The organism is Acinetobacter sp. SA01 (genome assembly GCF_011319235.1).
Lineage (GTDB): Bacteria > Pseudomonadota > Gammaproteobacteria > Pseudomonadales > Moraxellaceae > Acinetobacter.
In genome coordinates this window covers 43,184-65,942 of record NZ_WXXM01000017.1, presented here as the reverse complement: position 1 = coordinate 65,942, position 22,759 = coordinate 43,184, and the positions used below count along the sequence as shown (strand labels likewise).

Annotated in this window: 18 protein-coding genes, 4 tRNA genes and 1 riboswitch; of the genes, 5 read left to right on the top strand and 17 right to left on the bottom strand. The window is 42.7% G+C overall.

All coding sequences use genetic code 11. The features are described 5' to 3' along the window. Positions 1-925: 925 nt before the first annotated feature. The 8 genes from GTU69_RS13815 to secA form a co-directional block, all read right to left on the bottom strand. Positions 926-1,002, bottom strand: a tRNA-Pro gene (locus GTU69_RS13815). A gap of 4 nt (positions 1,003-1,006) precedes the next feature. Then, positions 1,007-1,082, bottom strand: a tRNA-His gene (locus tag GTU69_RS13810). Positions 1,083-1,120: 38 nt separating this feature from the next. Further along, a tRNA-Arg gene (locus tag GTU69_RS13805) sits at positions 1,121-1,197 on the bottom strand. A 44-nt stretch (positions 1,198-1,241) separates the two neighbouring features. After that, positions 1,242-1,318: transfer RNA gene (locus GTU69_RS13800), tRNA-Pro, on the bottom strand. A 152-nt stretch (positions 1,319-1,470) separates the two neighbouring features. Then, positions 1,471-2,538: a quinolinate synthase NadA gene (gene nadA / locus GTU69_RS13795; protein ID WP_166171333.1), complete on the bottom strand. Its 1,068-nt coding sequence runs from the start codon at positions 2,536-2,538 to the stop codon at positions 1,471-1,473. Between the two features lie 152 nt (positions 2,539-2,690). Beyond that, entirely contained in the window at positions 2,691-3,911 is a 1,221-nt protein-coding gene (gene argJ / locus GTU69_RS13790; RefSeq protein WP_086197494.1) for a bifunctional glutamate N-acetyltransferase/amino-acid acetyltransferase ArgJ, read from the bottom strand. Between the two features lie 157 nt (positions 3,912-4,068). Next, a complete protein-coding gene (locus tag GTU69_RS13785) occupies positions 4,069-4,389 on the bottom strand; it encodes a hypothetical protein (RefSeq protein WP_086197495.1) in 321 nt (106 codons plus the stop codon). Between the two features lie 182 nt (positions 4,390-4,571). After that, the gene (secA, locus tag GTU69_RS13780) at positions 4,572-7,304 is read right to left on the bottom strand and encodes a preprotein translocase subunit SecA (RefSeq protein WP_166171331.1); all 2,733 of its coding nucleotides are present in this window, start codon (positions 7,302-7,304) and stop codon (positions 4,572-4,574) included. Between the two features lie 339 nt (positions 7,305-7,643). On the opposite strand from secA, the gene GTU69_RS13775 reads away from it, so the two are divergent. The 3 genes from GTU69_RS13775 (at position 7,644) to GTU69_RS13765 (ending at position 9,936) form a co-directional block, all read left to right on the top strand. Then, complete coding sequence (locus GTU69_RS13775) at positions 7,644-8,279, top strand: peroxiredoxin (protein ID WP_166171329.1); 636 nt, start codon at positions 7,644-7,646, stop codon at positions 8,277-8,279. A 263-nt stretch (positions 8,280-8,542) separates the two neighbouring features. Continuing rightward, positions 8,543-9,358: an MBL fold metallo-hydrolase gene (locus GTU69_RS13770; RefSeq protein ID WP_166171327.1), complete on the top strand. Its 816-nt coding sequence runs from the start codon at positions 8,543-8,545 to the stop codon at positions 9,356-9,358. Further along, positions 9,355-9,936 carry a dual specificity protein phosphatase family protein gene (locus tag GTU69_RS13765; protein ID WP_166171325.1) on the top strand — a complete coding sequence of 194 codons (582 nt, stop codon included), beginning with the start codon at positions 9,355-9,357 and terminating at the stop codon, positions 9,934-9,936. The genes GTU69_RS13770 and GTU69_RS13765 overlap by 4 nt, the downstream gene beginning before the upstream one ends. A gap of 18 nt (positions 9,937-9,954) precedes the next feature. Here the strand turns inward: GTU69_RS13765 and GTU69_RS13760 are convergent, their stop codons facing one another. The 5 genes from GTU69_RS13760 to GTU69_RS13740 all read right to left on the bottom strand — a co-directional run bounded on the left by GTU69_RS13760 (position 9,955) and on the right by GTU69_RS13740 (position 15,422). Next, on the bottom strand, positions 9,955-10,968 hold the full coding sequence (locus tag GTU69_RS13760; RefSeq protein ID WP_166171323.1) for an SPOR domain-containing protein: 1,014 nt from the start codon (positions 10,966-10,968) through the stop codon (positions 9,955-9,957). Next, entirely contained in the window at positions 10,965-12,248 is a 1,284-nt protein-coding gene (gene folC, locus GTU69_RS13755; RefSeq protein ID WP_166171321.1) for a bifunctional tetrahydrofolate synthase/dihydrofolate synthase, read from the bottom strand. Before folC ends, GTU69_RS13760 begins: the two co-directional genes overlap by 4 nt. Beyond that, entirely contained in the window at positions 12,245-13,141 is an 897-nt protein-coding gene (gene accD, locus GTU69_RS13750; protein ID WP_166171319.1) for an acetyl-CoA carboxylase, carboxyltransferase subunit beta, read from the bottom strand. Before accD ends, folC begins: the two co-directional genes overlap by 4 nt. Further along, the gene (gene trpA / locus GTU69_RS13745) at positions 13,138-13,941 is read right to left on the bottom strand and encodes a tryptophan synthase subunit alpha (RefSeq protein WP_166171317.1); all 804 of its coding nucleotides are present in this window, start codon (positions 13,939-13,941) and stop codon (positions 13,138-13,140) included. The genes accD and trpA overlap by 4 nt, the downstream gene beginning before the upstream one ends. A 440-nt stretch (positions 13,942-14,381) precedes the next feature. Next, positions 14,382-15,422 (bottom strand): AraC family transcriptional regulator, encoded by a 1,041-nt coding sequence (locus tag GTU69_RS13740; protein ID WP_166171315.1) that lies wholly within the window; start codon positions 15,420-15,422, stop codon positions 14,382-14,384. Positions 15,423-15,558: 136 nt separating this feature from the next. On the opposite strand from GTU69_RS13740, the gene GTU69_RS13735 reads away from it, so the two are divergent. Continuing rightward, on the top strand, positions 15,559-16,437 hold the full coding sequence (locus GTU69_RS13735) for a metal-dependent hydrolase (protein ID WP_166171313.1): 879 nt from the start codon (positions 15,559-15,561) through the stop codon (positions 16,435-16,437). A gap of 74 nt (positions 16,438-16,511) precedes the next feature. On the opposite strand, the gene GTU69_RS13730 is transcribed toward GTU69_RS13735, so the two are convergent. The 4 genes from GTU69_RS13730 to GTU69_RS13715 all read right to left on the bottom strand — a co-directional run bounded on the left by GTU69_RS13730 (position 16,512) and on the right by GTU69_RS13715 (position 20,449). After that, the gene (locus GTU69_RS13730; RefSeq protein WP_166171311.1) at positions 16,512-17,504 is read right to left on the bottom strand and encodes a DUF2804 domain-containing protein; all 993 of its coding nucleotides are present in this window, start codon (positions 17,502-17,504) and stop codon (positions 16,512-16,514) included. A gap of 171 nt (positions 17,505-17,675) precedes the next feature. Beyond that, a complete protein-coding gene (locus tag GTU69_RS13725) occupies positions 17,676-18,194 on the bottom strand; it encodes a DUF1543 domain-containing protein (protein ID WP_166171309.1) in 519 nt (172 codons plus the stop codon). A 400-nt stretch (positions 18,195-18,594) separates the two neighbouring features. After that, positions 18,595-19,824, bottom strand: a complete 1,230-nt coding sequence (gene trpB / locus GTU69_RS13720) for a tryptophan synthase subunit beta (RefSeq protein WP_166171307.1) — start codon at positions 19,822-19,824, stop codon at positions 18,595-18,597. Continuing rightward, a complete protein-coding gene (locus GTU69_RS13715; protein ID WP_166171305.1) occupies positions 19,808-20,449 on the bottom strand; it encodes a phosphoribosylanthranilate isomerase in 642 nt (213 codons plus the stop codon). Before GTU69_RS13715 ends, trpB begins: the two co-directional genes overlap by 17 nt. Positions 20,450-20,605: 156 nt before the next feature. Beyond that, a riboswitch (cobalamin riboswitch) is annotated at positions 20,606-20,816 on the top strand. A gap of 35 nt (positions 20,817-20,851) precedes the next feature. Here GTU69_RS13715 and GTU69_RS13710 point away from each other — a divergent pair. Next, positions 20,852-22,690, top strand: coding sequence for a TonB-dependent receptor (locus GTU69_RS13710; RefSeq protein WP_166171303.1), 1,839 nt, complete (start codon positions 20,852-20,854; stop codon positions 22,688-22,690). Positions 22,691-22,759 lie beyond the last annotated feature (69 nt).

Below are 22,759 nucleotides of genomic sequence, written 5' to 3'. Positions count from 1 at the left end.
GTAATTTCTACCATCAATCAATGAAAATAATTTCGATCAATCAACCAGTAAAAATCCACACAAGTTGTTCTTCATAATCTCTTAATGATCTTCTTACTGATTCGTCACCAGCAAGCCAGGTCGGCTATATTACACTAGATATTCTCAGTGTCAATCAGTAATTCAAATTATTTTAAACTTTCTTTCTAAAACCAAATCTCAACACTTCGCGCTAAGTTGCTGTTTTATCAGAAGTTTTAATCTTCATCACCGCCGTTGGATGTGCATTCTACACCATCCCTTATCCAATGCAACTCCTTTTTTTAAATAACTCAACAAAAATATCACGACTGTTTACTTATTGCACAAAATAGAAGGTTTTTATTATTTTTAAGTTTAAATTAACAACATTTTCCACTTAAACCCCAAAAGTAAAGCAAATAATTTTTTCATCTACAGCATTTCTTAAATTATCTTAGCCCCTCTTTCATTTTTGACCGCGATTAATTTGTCTAATTGTTAAATTACAACCAGCTCTTCAATACAGCTTGTTTAGATAAGTGAATAATCAAAGTAAAAAAGTATAATCAGATTTAAAAATAGAATTACCTATCCACCAATTCCGCACAAAAGAGCATTTTAATTTGGGGGATTTCTATTTTACTGAATGCAATTCTATGCATATCTTGAATAAGCTGGCCCCACCAACTGGCGCTACCCCATTATAAGCAATCACATTACTTTTAAAATTTAGACTAGCAGCCTTAATATTATTTAAGCCCTTTTGAATGTTGAATGTTGAATGTTGAATGTTGAATGTTGAATGTTGAATGTTGAATGTTGAATGTTGAATGTTGAATGTTGAATGTTGAATGTTATTATCAAATTTCAGGCATAAAAAAACCGCATTTAAGCGGATCATTTACTTTTAAGTTTATACTTAAAATGGTCGGAGCAGTAGGATTCGAACCTACGACCCTCTGGTCCCAAACCAGATGCGCTACCAAGCTGCGCCATACTCCGAAATTGGGGTGAATGATGGGATTCGAACCCACGACAACCGGAATCACAATCCGGGGCTCTACCAACTGAGCTACATCCACCGTTACAACATTTTGGCTCTAAATACCAGACTACCAAATGGCGCGCCTGACAGGATTCGAACCTGTGACCATCCGCTTAGAAGGCGGATGCTCTATCCAACTGAGCTACAGGCGCATGACCGATGATATTACTATCATGCGATACTTGCCTTGAAGAATTGGTCGGAGCAGTAGGATTCGAACCTACGACCCTCTGGTCCCAAACCAGATGCGCTACCAAGCTGCGCCATACTCCGTTCATCTCAGCTTTTAGTGTATCGCACATCGTGCGGTACGGGGTGCATTTTAGGCGTGACGCCAAGAGACGTCAACACCTATATTCAAAAAAACTTAAAAAATCACTTCAACCGCTTATTTATCAAGCATTTTAGGTGTTTTTTGATCAAAATTAACGTTTTAGACTCGCACTAAAGCTTAACATACGATCAAGTGGCAATTTAGCGCGTTCTGCAAGTACAGGATCAACGTGTATTTCTTGATCACCTTTTTGTAAAACCTCTAAAATTCCATCGAGTTCATTCATAGCCATCCACGGACAATGCGCACATGAGCGACAGGTCGCCCCTTCACCCGCTGTCGGAGCTTCAATCAAAATCTTGTTTGGAACGGCTTGTTGCATTTTGTAAAAAATACCGCGGTCGGTTGCAACGATTAAACGTTCATTCGGAAGGGTTTGTGCTGCTTTAATCAGTTGAGAGGTACTTCCCACAGCATCAGCAATATCCACCACTGACTCTGGTGATTCCGGATGGACCAATACGGCTGCATCCGGATACAATGCTTTCATACTGGCAATACCGCGTGCACGAAATTCTTCATGCACAATACAAGCCCCATCCCAAAGCAGCATATCTGCACCAGTTTTCTTCTGGATATAACGCCCCAGATGCTGGTCCGGTGCCCAAATAATCTTTTCACCCAGGCTATCGAGATGCTCAATAATTTCCACAGCACAACTTGAGGTTACTACCCAGTCTGCGCGTGCTTTAACAGCAGCAGATGTATTGGCATAGACCACGACAGTGTGATCCGGATGTGCATTGCAAAACGCAGTAAATTCGTCGACTGGACAGCCCAAATCCAGCGAACAGGTCGCTTCCAGAGTTGGCATGAGTACGGTTTTTTCAGGAGAAAGAATTTTTGCTGTTTCCCCCATAAATTTGACCCCAGCGACCACCAAGGTTTTGGCAGGATGGTCACGACCAAAACGTGCCATTTCAAGGGAATCAGAAACACAACCGCCAGACAATTCAGCAATTTCTTGCACTTCAGGATCACAATAGTAGTGAGCGACAAGGACAGCATCACGTTTTTTGAGTTCTGCCAGAATTTGTGCAAACTTCTCCTGTTTAACCTCATCACTTAAATGAATATCTTTAGGTTCGCCTAAACGATCTAAATGCGCCTGCACAATCGATTTTGCGTCATTGGCAATTAAATTGGTCGCATCATTCATAACAACGTCTTCTCTATCTTCATGCTTGCCCTAACACAAGCGTACTCAAGTCACTGATGATATGGGGGCAATTGCTCATTCACCAGCCCTTTGCCGATTGATTGAATGCTAAAAAAGCCTCACAACGGAGGCTTTGTCACTCAATTTGAATTTTACGAACGGTAATCCGCGTTAATCTTGACATAGTCATAAGACAGATCACAGGTATAAACAGTATCTTTTGCCTGGCCTCGTCCCAAATCGACCCGAATGGTCAACTCAGCCTGAGACATCACGCGTGCACCAGCTTCTTCCGTATAGTCTGCTGCCGCACCACCATCTTTACAGATTTGTACATCATCTAACCAAACTTGGATTTTTTCAACATCTAAGTTTTTAACCCCTGCATAACCAATCGCGGCCAGAATACGTCCCCAGTTCGGATCTGAGGCGAAAATTGCAGTTTTTACCAGTGGAGAATGGGCAATACTATACGCTACATCGCAACATTCCTGGGTATCTGCTCCACCTTCAACTGCAACAGTAATGAATTTGGTCGCCCCTTCTCCATCACGTACAATCAGTTGAGCCAAGCGTTTCATAACACGGGTCAAAACATCCAGAACTACTGCATAACGTGCATCATCAGTTGAGGTGATTTCAGTACCGCCTGCCTGACCTGTTGCCACAAAAATACAGGAGTCATTGGTTGAGGTATCACCATCTACGGTAATACGGTTAAATGAAACATTCACCGTGGTTTTTAATAGCTGCTGTACCAGTTCACGGCTGATGGGTGCATCGGTCGCAACATAGCTGAGCATGGTCGCCATATTTGGACGAATCATGCCGGCACCCTTAGAAATACCGGTCATGGTATAAGTCACGCCATCCATTTCAAACTGTTCTGATGCCCCTTTAGGCAGTGTGTCCGTGGTCATGATACCTGTTGCCGCATCTAACCAAGCATCTTCCTTTAAAGAGTCTAAAGCAGGCTGCAAGCCATTCATCAAGCGTTCAATAGGCAACTGCTCGCCAATCACACCAGTTGAAAAAGGTAAAATTTCGCTAGCAGCTACGCCGGCAAGTTCAGCCAGTTTGGCACAAGCCGCCTGAGCATTCGCCATACCGATTTTACCAGTCCCTGCATTGGCATTCCCAGTATTTATGACCAGATAACGTGGATTACCTACTTGCAAATGGGCTTTACACACATGTACCGGTGCTGCGCAGAATGCATTTTGAGTAAATACACCGGCCACATTTGAACCTTCAGCAAATTCAAAAATAACGAGGTCACGTCGGTTCTGATAGCGTACATATGCTTCAGCTGAACCAATTTTTACACCTTTAACCACATGCATCTGTGGCATTGTTAAGTCACCCACCGCCATTTTTAAACTTCCAAATAAGTTCGTGATAAAAAGACAGCTTAGTAGAAATTCAGCAAAAAATCGAGCAGAACACTTTGTTTGATTTATTTTTTATCAGTTTGACATTTTCAGGCACAAAAAAACCAGTCCGCAGACTGGTTTTAGCAATATATTAGATTTAGTTGGAAGCCAACTGAGCCGATTCCGACAACAGTGCCTGCTTGGCTTTTTCCTGACTTGCCGCAGATAAAGCCGGGTTTGATGCCACAATGCGGTTTGCATTAGCTGCATTTACAGGGGTGATTGCTGTAGTTTTTAGCACTACTGGACGTTGCTGCGGATTCGCAAAAGTATAGCGAATTCCGGTACGTGGACTCATAACCGTAGTGTTTTCATCTTTCACAGCATTTGCCGCTGTATTTTTTGATGACTCATTTGCAAAAGCCAAACCTGGAATAACTAAAGCTAAAATCATCAATGGTTGTAATACTTTTTTCATTATCTTTTCCGCTACTCAATATTCATCAATATGCACTAAATACCACTTAATTTAGTGCTCTGCAAACATATTCACTTCTTGCAAAAATAAACTCTTATTTTGTTGCAATAAAAAAACCACTTTATCGATTCAAATCCGGAGGGAAATAAATATATAAAGTGGCTGAATGCTTAAGATAAAAATTAAATTTTACCGTGACATTGCTTGTATTTTAAACCCGAACCGCATGGACAAGGCGAATTACGGCTTGCAGGCGGTGCAAATGTCTGCTCAGCTGGACTAAAGCCTGACTCAACTTCTACAGTTTCAGTACCGGTTAAATCGGTGGCTAACAAATTATCAAATTCTGCATGAGTCAGATTCAACTTCATTGCTTCTGCTTGAGCCTGTTGCTGTGCTTCCATTTCCGCCAGTTCTTCAGCTGTAGGAACATGAACACGTGAAAGATCTGTAATTACATCGGATTTAATGATAGCCAGCATGTTTACAAACAGGTTAAAGGCTTCTTTCTTGTATTCCTGTTCAGGGTTCTTTTGCGCATAACCACGCAAGTGAATACCCTGACGCAAGTAATCCATCGCTGCAAGATGATCTTTCCAGTGGCGATCCAAGGCACTCAACATAAAGTGACGTTCCAGCATGGCTGCTGATTCATCCCCCATTTGTTCACGACGATTGCGATAGCGTGTAACAATTTCGTCAGAAATACGTTCTACCAATGCCTCTTCATCTAAACGACGGTCTTCTTCCAGCCATTGATTGACCGGTAAATCAATACCGAGCTCTTCACGCAATGCACGTTCCAGACCATCGATATCCCATTGGTCATGAATCGATTCAGGTGGAATGTAGTTAGCAATCACGCCCTTCACGACTTCATGATACATTTCCTCAATGTAATCTTGTAGCGTACTTTCAGCAAGCACTTCATCACGTTGTGAATAGATGATTTTACGCTGTTCGTTATTCACGTCATCGTATTTCAACAGGTTCTTACGAATGTCGAAGTTACGTGCTTCTACCTTACGTTGTGCATTTTCAATCGAACGCGACACCATCTTATGTTCGATGGCTTCATCTTCCTGCAAACCCATCGCACGCATCATCGCAACCACACGATCACCAGCGAAGATACGCATCAGGTCATCTTCAAGCGACAGATAGAAACGTGAAACACCCGGGTCACCCTGACGACCGGCACGACCACGCAGCTGGTTATCGATACGGCGTGATTCATGACGTTCTGAACCAATGATATGCAAACCGCCAGAGGCCAATACCATTTCATGGTTTTGTTCCCATTCGGCTTTTAAGCGTGCTTCATCTTCAGGGGTTGGATTTTCAATTTTGGCAAGTTTGGCTTTCCAGTTACCGCCCAGCAAGATGTCGGTACCACGACCGGCCATGTTGGTTGCAATGGTCACAGCACGTGGTGAACCCGCTTGGGCAATAATGTCTGCTTCCCGTTCATGCTGCTTCGCGTTCAACACCTCATGTGCAATACCCGCTTCTTTCAATTTTTCAGAAAGAATTTCAGAAGCTTCAATGGTTGCTGTACCAATCAGAATCGGTGCAACACCCTCTTCATGCACTCGCTGAATTTCTTGAATAATGGCGTTGTATTTACCATTACGGTTTAAATAAATGAGATCGTTTTCATCTTTACGGATCATTGGTCGATGGGTTGGAATCAGTACTACATCCAGACCATAAATTTCTTTCATCTCCGCAGCTTCGGTATCAGCTGTACCGGTCATACCAGAAAGCTTTTTATAAAGGCGGAAATAGTTCTGGAAAGTGGTGGTTGCCAAAGTCTGGTTTTCAGGCTGAATTTCCAGACCTTCTTTCGCTTCAACCGCTTGATGCAAACCTTCTGACCAACGACGACCCGGCATGGTACGGCCAGTATTTTCATCCACGATGATGACTTCACCATCATGAATGATGTAATGCACGTTGCGCTGATAAAGGAAATGGGCACGAATTGCTGCAGCAACATGATGAACCAGATTCAGGTTAGAGGGTGAATACAAGCTTTCACCTTCAGCGAGCAACCCCATCTGAATCAACTGGTCTTCTACAGCTTCATAACCCACTTCAGTCATTTCAACCTGACGCTGTTTTTCATCAATCCAGAAATGACCGCCATCCGGCACTTTTTCTTCTTTTTGCGCATGAAGTTTTGGCGGAATGCTATTGATGGCTGCATAAAGCTGAGACGAGTCATCACTTTGACCCGAAATAATCAACGGTGTACGTGCTTCATCGATCAGGATCGAATCGACCTCATCGATAATCGCATAGGTTAAGCCACGTTGTTTCTTCTCGGCCAGAGAGAACACCATGTTGTCACGAAGATAGTCAAAACCGAATTCGTTATTGGTACCGTAAGTAATATCGGCACGATAGGCTTCAGCTTTCTCTGTTGGATCTTGCATGGAATAAATGATGCCAATGCTCAGACCCAGGAATTCGAATAAGGGACGGTTTAACTCGGCATCACGCTGCGCCAAATAATCATTTACGGTAATGACATGAACGCCTTCACCGCTAATCGCATTCAGATAACAGGCCAAGGTCCCCATCAGGGTTTTACCTTCACCAGTACGCATTTCTGCAATTTTACCTTCGTGAAGTGTAATACCACCAATCAACTGGACATCGTAGTGGCGCATTCCCATGATCCGCTTTGCCGCTTCACGACAAACAGCAAATGCTTCAGGCAATAATTTATCCAGGCTTTCGCCCTTATTATATCGTTGTTTGAATTCTTCAGTTTTTGCAGATAAGTCTGCATCGCTTAGTGCAGATATCGTCGGCTCGAGCGCATTAATCTTGTCTACGATTTTACGCATGCGTTTGAGTTCGCGCTCATTTTTGGTACCGAAGATTCCTCCGATCAGACTTGCCAACATGAATAGACTCTCTAAATCTTGCTTGTCGAATGAATAAATTTTTTCTCAGTCGTTATTATGGTGCTAGAAATTTGAAGTACAAGGGGTTTGCACAAAACCAATTAAAAAATTCTGATCACTCGTTCTAGCACACGACAGCTAAGGCCAAACAATGTAACAAATTTTATACAGGCAATATAGTCATAAAATTCATCATTCATCCAGATTTTAACAATCAATCACGGCCTCTATATTCCATATACTCATAAAGAAATACAAAAACACTATTTTCATTGCAAAAAAAAATGCGTCATATTAGATCGCATCAACATAGATAACAAAGCAGATGAGGCTATAAAAATGACATTACGTTTAGGCGATACCGCACCAAATTTTGTGCAAGACTCAAGCGAAGGTAGCATTAATTTTTACGACTTTTTGGGTGATAGCTGGGGGATTTTATTTTCCCATCCTGCGGACTACACACCAGTATGTACCACTGAGCTGGGCTATACCGCAAAGCTGAAAGATGAATTTGCAAAACGCGGTGTTAAAGCGATTGCCTTGTCAGTCGATGATGTTGAGTCACATAAAGGCTGGATTAACGATATTAACAAAACCCAAAATACCACGGTTAATTTCCCGATCATTGCCGATCAAGACCGTAAAGTATCTACTCTTTATGACTTTATTCACCCGAATGCCAGTGAAACCCTGACGGTTCGTTCTTTAGTGATCATTGATCCAAACAAAAAAGTACGTCTGATCATCACTTATCCAGCTTCAACTGGCCGTAATTTCAATGAAATTTTACGTGTGGTTGATTCGCTGCAACTAACAGATAACCATAAAGTAGCAACACCGGCTAACTGGCAGCAAGGTGAAGACGTGGTGATTGTGCCTTCTCTTAAAGATGAAGACGAAATCAAACAACGTTTCCCTAAAGGCTATAAAGCTGTAACACCATACTTACGCCTTACGCCACAGCCTGAGTGAGGATCAGCAAGGCACTGCCGCCCGAACGCAAGACGAGAAGCTATGCTTCGAGTTAAAATAAACAAATAATGTTCGCTCCGAACACAATATGAACAGCTATGCTAAAAATCAGGACTAAAATGACGAGCCATGTCCTGATCTTGTTCAAGCCTGTCTGATGACGGGCTTTTTTATGCTGCTCAAAAATTAAATTACAAAATCAGGTTGGTGTTTATTTCACAGCCCGTTTATAAATACGCCTAATCATCTTAAGAATAAATATTGTGATCTATAACATCCATCATTTGCATTGCGGCACCATGTGCCCGGTTTGTGGTCCACTCTTCGGACAAAAGGGCTTACATGCCAAAGTGGTTTGTCATTGCCTGCTGCTGGAAACCGATCAAGGCTTAGTGCTGGTGGATACCGGTTTAGGCGTACAAGATTATCTGCATAGCAAAGCCCGTTTAGGCAATCTGGTCTCACGGCTAGGCCGCATCGAAAACAATTTAGAACTCACGGCAATTGCGCAGATTCAAAAGCTCGGGTTTAGCCCTCAAGATGTGAAGCATATACTGATCTCCCATCTTGATTTTGATCATGCCGGTGGTATTTCCGATTTTCCGCATGCCACCGTGCATGTGCTTTCCAGCGAATATAATACTACTCAAAGCTTTTTTTCCCTAAAAAATAAAGCCCGTTATAAAACCCAGCAATTCAAGCAACACCAATACTGGAACTTCATCGAACCCGATCAGGGTGAAACCTGGTTTAACCTGCATCAAGTAAAAGGCTTCCGCTTATTTCAAGACGAAATTTTAATGATTCCACTTTTAGGTCATAGCCAAGGGCATTGTGGAATTGCCATTAAACAGCAGGATGGATGGCTTTTTTTCTGTGGCGATGCCTATTACTCTCACCTGCAACTTGACCCTAAAAACAGGCTGAGAACACTGGATAAACTGGAGCGTTTTTTTACTGAAAATAACCAGATGCGTATAGATAACTTGCACAACATCCAGCAACTGGCACAAAATGAAAAAAATATCGAGATTATCTGTGCGCATGATCCGATTGAATTGGCGCGTTATCTAGCATGATCAAAAGAACAGTTGTTGCCATTTTACTGGGTAGCTCAAGCTTGATGGGATGCATGACCACACCCGCACTTCCACCTGAACAACGCCCTACGCACTGGGGAACATTAATTAATCAAACAGATAATTTTTATCAAATTAGCGAGCATGTGTTTCGTAGTGAGCAGCCCTCAACTGAGCTGATTCCGCAATTAAAGGCACATGATATTGATGTGGTGATTAATCTAAGATCAAGAAATAAAGATCTGACCGTGCTGCCCTCCACGGATTTTAACTTGGTTCATATCCCCATCCACACCTGGGCAATGAACCGTGAAGATTTATTACAGGTCATGCGGCAGATTCAGCAAGCCAAGGCCTTAAATCACAAGATACTTATTCATTGTTATCATGGTTCGGACCGTACCGGTGCAAGTATTGCCATGTACCGGATTATTTTTGAAAACTGGCCGATTGCAGATGCACTCAATGAAATGAAACATGGTGGCTACGGTTTTCACCCCGTCTGGATTCATATTGAAAAAATATTCAGTCCTGAAAACGTAAAATGGATTCAACAGCAACTGTTGAATCCACCTTAGTTTAGCTTCAAGCCATGTTTAGCGCTTATCGAGCGGAACCCAGTCAATCACCCATGCCGACTTCATACCCAAACTTGCATCACTGGTAATTTTCTTGCGTGCAGCATCAGCGGCATCACGGTCTTTAGCCGGCCCAACCATAATGCGAACCCCTTTCGATGTTGGGCTCCTGGTCACCTTATAACCTTTGGCACGCAACCTGGAGGCCAGTGCATCTGCATTGGCTTCATTGGCCGCCAAGGCCACTTGAACCATCCATTGTTTATCGCCATTTTCCAGCAAATCTCGGGCTTTTTCAGCTTCTGCTTTTTTCTTGGCTTCAGCTTTTTTCTTGGCTTCCAGTTCTTGCTCAGCCTGTTCTTTTTTCTTGGCTTCCAGTGCTTTCTTTGCAGCCAGCTGTTTTTCAGTTTCTGCTTTACGTTTTAGCTCCGCATCATGCTTTGCCTTGTCCTCAGCTGCTTTTTTCTCGGCTGCTTGCTTTGCGGCTTCAGATTGGGCCTTACGTTTTTCTTCGGTTATTTTTTTATCAGCATCAGTTCGTTGTTGTTGAACTATCTGCTGCTGTAACTTTTTTTCAGCGAGCAACTTTTCATCAGCCAAACGCTTTTGTTTAGCTTTTTCATCTTCTACCAGTTCAGGGGGAATATTATCCGAACTCTGCTGTGCTCCACTACGCAGAGCATTTAAAGCGGCATATTCTTCAGCTGCTTTACGTGCCGCATCTGCCTCAGCCTGTTGCTGCATCGCTAGAAACTCGGCTGCACGTGCTTCCTGTTCTGCAACCGCTTTTTCACGTGCCCGGCGTTGTTCTTCAAGTAAACGTTTTTCTGTTTCAACATCAACTGTTAAAGGTTGCAGCTGAACCATTTCCCCTTCTGCTGCCGGCTTTTTTTGCTCAACTTGAGCGGCTAAATCCGGAGTTCTGAGTTGGTTCTGATATATTTCTTCTTTACCCTTTAGAAGCAATGCTGCCAATAAAACACCACCACCTAATAAAACAACGCCTCCCATCCAGCGTTGTTTGCTATTCATTGACATTCTTCCAAATACTCCCATACCGCTTCTAAGGTATGAAATGAACCACATACCAAGATCAACTGATTATTTTTTGTTTCATTTAGCGCTGATTTAAAAGCCAATTGAACACTATTGAAGTGTTGTACTGTTTCGCCCTGTAATGCTTCCTCAAGCTGCCCGATTGTGGCTGCTCGCGGAACGGTTAACGGGGAAATTTTCCATGTTAAAACAGTATCTTTCAACAAATCTACGACAGAATTGATGTCTTTGTCCGCCAACATGGAAAAAACGCTGATCACTTCTGTGTACTGTTTATTGTATTCCAAAAATTTTCGCAACTGATTTAACAAAAATTCTACGCCATGGGGATTATGTCCAGCATCAAAAATAACGGTTTTATCTTGAATATGGCGTATTTCAAAGCGACCTGGTAATTTTGCATTCTGAATGCCGTGTGCAATGGCATCCTGAGTCACATTTAAACCACTGACCAAAATCGCGGCCACAGCTGTGGAAATATTTTCCAGTGCCAGAGCACCGAGGGGAAGTTTTAAAGTGCTGCCCGATGAGGCAAACATCCAGGCTTGACCATCATCCGTATATTGATAGAAATAATCACGATTGACGGCAAACAGTTGCGCCTGACATTCATCGGCTTTATTTTGTATGGCTTGAGGAAGCTCTTGCGAACCACCAAAAATCACCGGAATATTCGGACGAATAATCCCGGCTTTCTCGAACGCAATTTTTTCAATCGTATCACCGAGCCAGTCGGTGTGATCCAGGCCAATGTTGGTAATCACGGCGACATCCGGCTCAATCACATTGACCACATCCAGACGACCACCCAGTCCGACTTCAAGCACCCAGACATCACACTGCTTGGCCTTGAAAATTACAAAAGCCGCGAGTGTGGTGGCTTCAAAGAAGGAAAGGGATAGGTCACAGTCACGACGGGCCTGATCCACCTGCACAAACGCATCCACCAGGGTTTGATCATCCACTTCAATGCCAGCCAGTTTTACCCGTTCATTGAAACGGTAAATATGCGGTGACTGGTATAACCCCACTTTATAGCCTTGCACATTTAAAATGGCAGCCAAAGCGGTGGTGGTTGAACCTTTTCCGTTGGTTCCCGCTACAGTCAGCACTTTAGCATGCGGACGCGTTACACCGAGCTTTTCAGCCACAGGAATAACCCGTTCCAGACCTAAATCAATACCCGTAACGTGAACATGGCTCCAATAATCGAGCCATGTGTTTAAAGAGTCTGTTGCAAGTGGTGCTGTGTTCAAGACAAATTCATCAGTTTCGCTACAATACGATATACAGTATCACGTAATGCGTGACGATGAACAATTTGATCGATTACACCATGATCAAGCAAATATTCGGCGCGCTGGAACGGTTCTTCCAGTTTTTCACGTACGGTTTGCTCAATTACACGTTTACCAGCAAAACCAATCATGGCTTTAGGTTCAGCAATATGTACATCACCTAACATTGCCAATGATGCAGTTACCCCACCATAAACTGGATGAGTTAATACCACCAAATATGGTAGGCCGGCATCTTTCATGCGTTGGATTGCAGCAGAGGTACGCGCCATTTGCATAAGAGATAACATACCTTCCTGCATGCGTGCACCACCTGATGCAGCAAAGCAAATCAAAGGTTGTTTATCTGCAATCGCTTTTTCAGCTGCTTGCACAAAACGGTCACCCACCACTGTACCCATTGAACCGCCCATAAAGTCGAATTCAAATGCACATGCGATTAAAGGAATATCTTTAAGTAAACCCTGCATCACCACCAATGCTTCAGTTTCGCCGGTTTTCTTTTGCGCTTCAGACATACGGTCCGGATAGGCTTTGCTATCGACAAAATGCAGTGGATCTTTAGCAATAAATTCCTGACCCAATTCATTTTGTACCTGGTCAAAGAACCAGTTCAGACGGTCACGTGCTTTCATGCGCAAATGTTCATCGCATTGTGGACAAACATAGGCGTTAAATGTCATCGCGGTACGTGTAACCAGTGCGTGACATTCAGGGCACTCAATTGTTGGTTCAGTAAAGGTTGCCTTGAGTGCGGTTTGCTCATCTGGCGTGTGAATACCCGGAACATGACGTTCCGTCCACGGCTGCGCTGGGCTAAGAATTTTGCCTGGTTTCACTTCTTGATTCATACTAACTCATCGAGCGCAGCTCGAAGCTCCTTGACTTTATTGACCGTTTCAACAACGGCTTGTTCTGGCGCTAAGTTCGCAAACTGTTTTACAAATGCACTACCAACAATCACAGCATCAGCCGCTACACCCATGGCTTTTGCCGAGGCAGCATCGCTGATCCCAAAACCGACACCCACAGGAACGTCAGTCACAGCTTTAATTTTTTGGATACGGGCTGCTGCTTCAGCAACATCTAAAGTTGCAGCACCTGTGACCCCTTTCAAGGATACATAGTAGATAAAACCACTGGCTTGGTTCGCCACATGCTGGATACGCTCATCGGTCGATGTAGGCGCCAGCAAGAAAATTTGATCCATATTGAATTTCTTCAATACATCATCAAAATCTTTGGCTTCTTCAGGAGGTAAATCTACCAGAAGTACACCATCGACACCGCATTCATTGGCCATTGACACAAACTTTTCATAACCGATCACTTCTACAGGGTTGAGATACCCCATCAAAACCACCGGTGTTTCTGCATCTTTTTGACGGAACTCTTTCACCATGTTCAAAGCGTCCAGGGTATTGGTTCCACCTGCCAATGCGCGTTCTGCTGCAAGGGCAATCACGGGACCGTCCGCCATAGGGTCTGAAAATGGTAGACCAAGCTCAATCACATCTACCCCAGCCTCAACCATTTGATGTAACAATGGAACGGTTACTTGTGGATGAGGGTCGCCAGCCATCACATAGGAAACGAGCGCTTTACGCTGCTGAGATTTAAGCTGTCCGAAACGAGTGGCTAAACGTGACATAGGGTTGTACTTTCCTTGAATTATTAAAGAACTGAGGAGTTGGCTTTGTAGAAATACAAGACAACGCATTGTAACGCTATTTTTTACTCATTGAATAGAGCCTGAGCATTTCACGCTACTTTCGACTCAGCATCTCATTTTTTCAGAACAATCCGAGAGCACCATTTACTGATATTTACGACTTTTTCTCAATGATCAAAGATGCCTAATTTTGCCATGTAAACAAATATCCCTGATGAAGATAAACTTATTCTTATTCATAAAAAATTGATAAAAATAAATATGTTGTCTTTTAAATTTAAAGTTTCATGCAATAGCAAAAACCTGCACTCTAGGACACAGACTTTTTATTTTTTATTTTATAAGATTGCCGAATGCAAAGGTGAACTGCATGTCTGCGTAGTTGCGCTGCATTTCAAAGTACCTTAAATACGCCCTTTTTATCGTTCAGATTGTGCTTTCAGTTGCTGTTTTCGCTGTAATAAGGTTTGACCACTATAGGCTTTATAAGCACGTGCCAAAGCCGACTGATCTGAATAGCCCAGACACATGGCCATTTCCGTAAAATTCATGCTTTGCAACAGTAACTGTTCACAGCGTTTCATGCGCTCGGTTTCAAGCAGTTTTTTAAAGGAAGTATTTTGTTTATACAGTTGACGCTGCAAGGTCCGTACAGATACATGCAATTCATCCGCCAGCCATTCTATTTTCGGGGACTGTTCCTTAACCCGCAAATATTCAGCCAGTTTTTGCTGAATATGCAGCAATAGATTTTCATAATGGGGTTTGGCAGCAATGGCATCTTCTGCCTGCCTGAGTAGAAGCTGCATTAAAGAGGGATCAGCCAGCTCGGACTTCAGCTCTAAGTTTTCCACATTGATCTCAAAAGAATAATCCGACTGTTTAAATTCCACTTTGCAAGCAAAAAACCTTTGATAATGATCATCTGCCATTTCTGGACTATGGGCAAAATTGATCTGCAATAGCTGGAATTTTTGAGCCGGAAAAATCTGCCGGGCCAAATGCACCATACAGGCCATGGTCATCTCATTGAGCAAGGCATATTTTAAATCATGAAAAGGCCAGCTTAAACAGATCTTTTTGTCCCGTTGATGCATCTGTATCGGGCTAACATCTGCCCCGTCAATGACCAGACGGCTAAAGCGAATCACATATTGCAATGCCTCTGCCACACTGTTACTTCGAGTCGCCATATAGCCCAGTACACCAAAATGTTCAGGACGGATCAGGCAGGCCATTTCAAACACCAATTGCGGACAATCCATCTGTTTTTGAGTCAGCTGCATGACTTCTGCAAAAAATGAATAGGTCGATTGCGAATCGATAGGCAAAGATAAGACATAGCGCAGTTGTGCCTGATGTGGCTCTAGACAGGCCAGGCTAAAGATATCCATATCCTGTTGCTGCAAATACATGTGCAGCAACTGAAAATAGCCATTTGGAATTTGCAATTCTTGCACGATGTACCTTGATTATTTTTGACATTTTATATTTTTACTTTGGCGTAAAATGTATAAAAAATGGCAACAACTGTCAAAACAAAAGATAAAAATCCTGACATACTGCAATAGTCTAAGGCAATTGAAGTAAAACAACATGAATGCCATTGTCCAAGCGCAGATTATTCCCGTCGTACGTCGTAATCTGGATTTCAAGCTGAATGAGGTTCCGCGTTTCTGGTTCGGAGGTGACCCGTTTATTACCCGGATGTTTGATGCACTCAGCCTGACTTTTCCCGATGGCGAACGTTACTTCATTCAGTCAGTCCGTCTGTTTCGGGAGCAGATTACCGATCCAGATTTAAAGCAGCGTGTGGCAGAATTTATCGGTCAGGAAGCACAGCACGGCATTGCGCATGACAAAATGAATCAGGTCATGAAAGAACAAGGCATGCCGGTCGATCAGTTTATTCAGCGTTTGAATAAAATTTTTAAATTCGAGCTGGAAAAACGTTCTCCACAATACAATATTGCCATGACGGCTGCCGCTGAACACCTGACCGCCTTAATGGCAGAAACCTTTTACAGCCATAAAGAGACGTTAAGAGATGCCCATCCTTATGTACGGGCACTATTTGCCTGGCATGCGATTGAAGAAATGGAACACCGGGATGTCGCTTTTGATGTCATGAAGCAGGTCGGCAATGTGCCTGAAAGTACCCGTAAATTTGTTCTGGTCTGGACCACGGCATTAATGTTCGGCTTTACCCTTTACCGTGCCAATGTCATGTTAAAGCATGACGGGTTTAGCTCATTACAACGTCTGCAAATGAATATTCGCGGATTACCGTGGTTCTTTGGAAGAAAGGGCACGCTCAGCAAAATGAGCAAACAATATCGCGACTGGTTTAAAAAGGATTTTCATCCCAGCCAGCATCCGGTGATTGCCCAATATGATGTCTGGGTCAAAACCCTGCAACAGACCGGTGATCCGATCCAGGCTGGAGAAGCATTTTGGCAGGCAGCTAAAGACTAGGCCTTATATGAATTGAATTAAATTGAGACCAACCAAGTCCAGACTCACCTCCACTTGGTTTTTTAGTCAGTGTGTTACCACTTGGCATAATGCTGTTCGAGCAAACCATATTCATTGATCAAGACAATTTCCTGATCATCTTGCTGAATGGTCCCGCTAATTTTAGCTTGCCATTGGCTGAACTGACTGCCCACCAGTCTTAAATTCAGATTTTCATAACGTCGCCAGCCCGTTTTGACATCCAGATTTAATTTTTCATCCAGTGAGCGAATTGTCCAGTGCCCCTCATCCTGATGCTGGAATAAAACATCACTGACAGGATACAACACGCCATTCACCCATAAGCAGTTTTCATTGCCAAAACTTTCATTGACCCCGGAAGCCAGATTCAAACCGATCCGGTTATTTTGCGCATCCCAAAAATTGCAGGATAACCAGAACCAGGCCGTTTCCGGCCGTAGAAAACCACAGGTATCATCTAGTGATGCAAAAGTTCTTTCATTAAACTGTATGGTTTCACGCTGTTTATTGATAAAAAAACCTTCACAGGCCAAAGTCGTCAGTTTTTGCGTATAAGTCCAGCCATTAATTCCCGTCGGGCTACACATACTAAGCGGGTTTGTACCAGCACAGAAAATTCGCGCACTAAGCCTGATTTCACCATATTTGGTGACGTGGATATAACGCACGCCATTGGCATGCTGGATATCAATTTGAAAAGGCGACTTGGAAAAAAAACTCTGGTTATAAAGCGGCTGTTCATCTACCACGGTATTGCGTGATAACAGGTTAATCGCATTCCACTCTAAAACCTCATGGTTTTGATGATTATAAATATAGAAAAAGGCATGCCCAGCCCATGCAATATCGGCAATGGCCAGACCAATCGTATAATGGCCATGCTGAATACAACAAAATTTAAACTTTTTATATTTTAATCGCTTGCGCCAACCAGTTAAGACATCGCCATAAGGTGTCTTGTACTGGTATTGATTCAAATCGATGGTTTTGGGGAGGGCGCTAAAACGTCCATAATGCGGTTGTCCATTTGATTGAATCAAATCCATTTATCAAATTCCATCTAGCCAAGAGATAACAATTCCTTAGCGTTATTATGCCTATATAAGCGGAACTTGAAAGTGTCAAAAAGCATATTTCATCGAAAAATACAAAAATTTATAATATTTCACCTGGTCTAATATTTGATAAATATAATTTATTAATCAATTAGATATAAATCAACCCTCATCCAGCATTAAATAGGTATTTTCCCAGAGGTTCGCTGAAAACTGGCCTTCGACCAGCTCTACATAACGGCCATGAATATGATCAATCACAATACAATCATCTACATCTAATATTCGGTCAGTATGTTGCTTCTGCCAATGCTTGGCAAAATAAGCCTTCCCCCGTTGTTTTGCCAACATGGCATTTTGTGCCACAACCAGAACATAACGATGCAGTTCTCCAAACTCCTGGGCATCGTAGCCACCCAGATTAATTAAAAACAGATGTTCTGAAGATGAATTCGGTGCTGCATCGCTAAATTGGATTTGATAGTGTTTTCCGTCAAATTCAATCCCATTGATTTGCGCCCAGGCATCAATATGCAACCCTTTTTGTTCCCCAAACCATGCATTTTTCAGTTGTGGATAGACTTCTTGCAAAGTTTCACCAACTGCTAAAACCACATCATGGACTTCTGTATTGGCACGTGCATGACGACCACCGAGCATGACGATAAATAGGCTGGGCATGATTCTCTCCTTAATTTTAATCCTCCTCCCTTGCGAAACAGTGTTTCTCATCCTTTTTCAAAGGAGGGGGAACTTTACATGACAAAATTTAGTTAGGAAAATAATTATGACATCTCAATATGATATGCGCTGGCGACATGGATGTCGCCCGTTTGGCAGGAATACAAGGATGTATTCTCTGCCAAACAAAGGGGTTTTGTTACTTTTGCCCCATCAAAAGTAAAGAATATATGTTCTTGCATCTTCAATACCCTTCTAAAAAGGAAAAGTTTTTCTGTATGTATAAAAAAATCGTGCTGAATTGCTTCAGCACGATTTTATTCTTTATAAAATCCACCCTTGCGGATTCAGAATATATTCTGAAGTCCTCACCTTTAAAAAAGGAGGGCTTCAAGGCAAATTACATCTCTACCATTTCCACGCCATCAATACGTGCCACAGTCATCAAGTCCTTATCACCACGACCTGAAACAGTCGCAATAATAATTTGATCTTTAGACATCGTTGGCGCAAGTTTGGTCACATACGCCATCGCATGCGAGCTTTCCAGTGCAGGAATAATCCCTTCAATCTGGGTTAAATCACGGAAGCCCTGTAATGCTTCCTGGTCATTAATCGGCACATATTCAACACGGTGCATATCTTTCAAGAAACTGTGTTCAGGACCAACACCCGGATAATCCAAACCGGCAGAAATTGAATGCGTTTCAATGATCTGGCCTTGCTCATCAGACATCAGATAAGTACGGTTACCATGCAATACACCGACATGACCTGCATTTAGTGGAGCAGAGTGCTTACCGGTTTCAATCCCCAAACCTGCTGCTTCGACACCATACATTTTCACGTCCTGATCGTTCAGGAATGGATAGAACAGACCAATCGCATTCGAGCCACCACCGACACAAGCCACCAATGCATCCGGCAAACGGCCTGCCTGTTCCAGAATCTGACGGCGTGCTTCACGGCCAATTACAGACTGGAAGTCACGCACCAGCATTGGATACGGGTGAGGACCCGCCACTGTACCGATAATATAGTAGGTACTGTCTACATTCGTTACCCAGTCACGCATCGCTTCATTTAATGCATCTTTCAGGGTTTTAGAGCCGCTTTCTACTGGCACCACTTTAGCACCAAGCAAACGCATACGGTACACGTTCATGGCCTGACGTTTCACGTCTTCGGCACCCATATATACGACGCATTCCAGACCTAAACGCGCTGCAATCGTCGCTGTTGCAACACCGTGCTGACCTGCACCGGTCTCCGCAATAATACGTTTTTTACCGGAAAGTTTTGCCAGCAGTGCCTGACCAATGGTGTTGTTGATTTTATGTGAGCCGGTATGGTTCAGGTCTTCACGTTTTAAGTAAATTTGCGCACCACCCAACTCTTTTGACCATCGCTCAGCATAATATAAAGGACTAGGACGACCTACATAGTAAGCCAGATCACGGTCGAATTCTGCCAGAAACTGTTCGTCATTTTTCATACGGAGATACAGCTTTTCTAGGTCTTCTAGAGCTGCCATCAGGGTTTCTGACACAAAACGTCCGCCATGGATACCGAAATGCCCTTTTGCATCAGGGAATTGGGTATAGTCAATCACATTATTTTGCTGATCCACGTAGGACTCCTTGCATAAAGCGTTCGATGAGTTGTTGGTCTTTTATACCTTTTGCGGACTCGACACCGCCGCTCACATCCACAGCATAGGCTTGTGTGGTGAGAATTGCCTGCTCGATATTGTCAGGGTTTAAGCCCCCTGCCAAGATGAGCGGAATATTTAATTTTGGAAAAGTGGTCCAGTCAAAGCTATGCCCGGTGCCCCCTTTTAAATCTGGATGCCAGGCATCTAACAGCACAGCACTTGCCCCTGCATCCTGATAACTTTGAATTTCGGCTTGAATATCTAAACCCGGTTTCACCTGGATGGCTTTGTACCAGCGGCGGCCGACCTGTTTGGAAATCTGTTGACACTGCTCAGGACTTTCATCACCATGAAATTGCAGCATATCCAGAGGCACATCTTTTAAAACGTGTTGAATGTCATCCGCAGATGCATTGACAAATAAACCCACTGTTTGCACATAGGCAGGTACATGCTGGATCAGTTCTTTCACTTGCTCTTTGGTCACACTACGTGGACTAGGTGGAAAAAATACAAAACCAATCGCATCTGCTCCTGCATTCACAACTGAATGTATATCTTCTATTCGTGTGATTCCGCAAATTTTGGCACGGGTTCGCATACAATTCGCTCTAATTTTTTAACCTTAACTTTGCCAATTTATAGTCATGCTATAAATATGAGGGCGAATCATTGTAATGCAATTTCTTTAGCTTGCGTAAAGTTCATCCGAATAATTCTTGTCTGACGTTGTTTATCAGCCATACAATCTTTATACTGCGCCCATCTTGCAACAAGTCAAAGCCTTAAAGCTTTAGGGAAGTTGGTGCAAATCCAACACTGCCCCCGCAACGGTAAAAAATGAAACGTCAATCAATTTAAACCTCTGGTTTACACCACTGCATGAAAATGTGGGAAGGTGGATTGGCAGCATGGTGCCTGCCCTGCACATTTAAGTCCGGATACCTGCTTGTTGTGTTCTTTAACTCAATCATTCACGGGGAGTGAATGTATGGAGCACATTATGTCTATTCAATTTCAGCCTGCTGCCTTAGCGGGTGCAATCGCTATTGCGATGGGTTTCTCTACATCTGTCTCTGCACAAGACAATACAACGACTGTGAATGCTTCTTTAGACACTTTAGTCGTTACCGCAACTCGTTCTGAAGAAAAAATTAAAGATGTGCCTGCGCGTATTTCAATTATTGAACCCCAAATTGTTGAACAATCACCAATTGCCTCTTTTCCTGATTTGCTCAAACATGATGCTACCATCAACATGGTTCAAAGTGGCGGTATGGGGCAACTTGCCGATATTTATTTACGTGGTACTGAATCAGACCATACTTTGATTTTACGTGATGGCATACGATTAAATAATGCATCTTCGGGTACAGCAAGCCTTGCTTTTATTGATACCACAGATATCAAACAAATCGAAATTCTAAAAGGTCCTGCGTCTGTTCTATATGGTACAGATGCTATTGGCGGTGTGGTTCAATTGATTTCAAAAAAACCTGAAAAAACAGGTGCATTCATTACAGGTGAAATAGGAGAACATAAAACCTATAAATCTGTCATCGGTGCTGATTTATATGAAGACGGTTTTTATGCTCAAATTCGCGGCCAACGATTAGAATCTGATGCAACAAAAGTAACCAACCAAAAAACCAACAGCCATGAAACTGCTTCTTTTGATCAAAAAGGATTTAGTACTAAATTTGGTGTGGAAAAAGAAAAATTTGCAACATCAATTGACTACAGTACCAATAAAGGCACCAGCCTATATGATGCTTATTCATTTAATGGTGCATTGCTGAAACAAGACTTTGAAAATGAAATTATCAATCTTCGTGGTCGTATAAACCTGACTGATCAATTTGAACTGAATGCACGTTTATCTCAATTTACGGATGAAGTCGACCAAAAAGATTCAACCGACTTTGTACATGGTAAAACTCAAGAAGCAGAACTCTATGGTAAATGGAACCTCATGCCTCAGCAGACTTTACTTACAGGTGTGACTCATCGCAATCTGGATGGCGATATTCTGTCTTATGGCACACCTTATAATGAAGATGTGGACTCAACTGGATATTATATTCAGCATCAATTTAACGGGACTAAACTCAACACCCAAGTGGGTGTTCGTGTAGAAGACAATGAAAAATATGGGACTCATACTGTAGGTCAAATTGCTGCTCGCTATCAATTGCTACCATCAACCAGCGCATATGTAAATGTAGGTACAGCATTTAAATCTCCAACCTTGAATGAACTTTATAATTCATGGAATGGCAACCCTGATCTGAACCCTGAAGAAAGTACATCTTATGAAATTGGTTTTGACCAAAATCTGGCTTATGGTTTGCAAACAGGTTTATCTGCTTACTACACAGAAGTTGAAGATTTGATCGCCTCGGGCAGCAATGGCAAACTGACAAATATTCAAAAGGCTACTTATCAAGGTGGTGAAGCTTATTTAGGCTGGCAGCAAGATGATTTATTTGCAAAAGCAACCTATAGCTACGTTAAACCTCAAAATGAAGCAACTCATCAAGATTTAAATCGTCGCCCTCGTCAAGGTTTTACCTTAACAACAGGCTTACAAAACGAAGTATATGGTATTAGTGCATCTTTGGTCGCTAAATCCAAATCTAAAGATTGGGATAAAAACTACAAGAACCCGGGCTATGCGACGGTTGATGTAAATGCTTTCTGGAATGTAAACCCAAATGTGAAACTATTTACCAATATTCAAAATATTGGGGATGTTGAATATAAGACTGCATACCAAGACCAAGGTTATTACTATGTCAACGGCGGTCGCCTCGCTTCTGCGGGTGTAACCTTCCGTTACTAAGCTCTTAACAGCAAAAAATTTTAAAACAGCGCAGTTTATGGATAATGTTATGACCGACATTATCCTTTT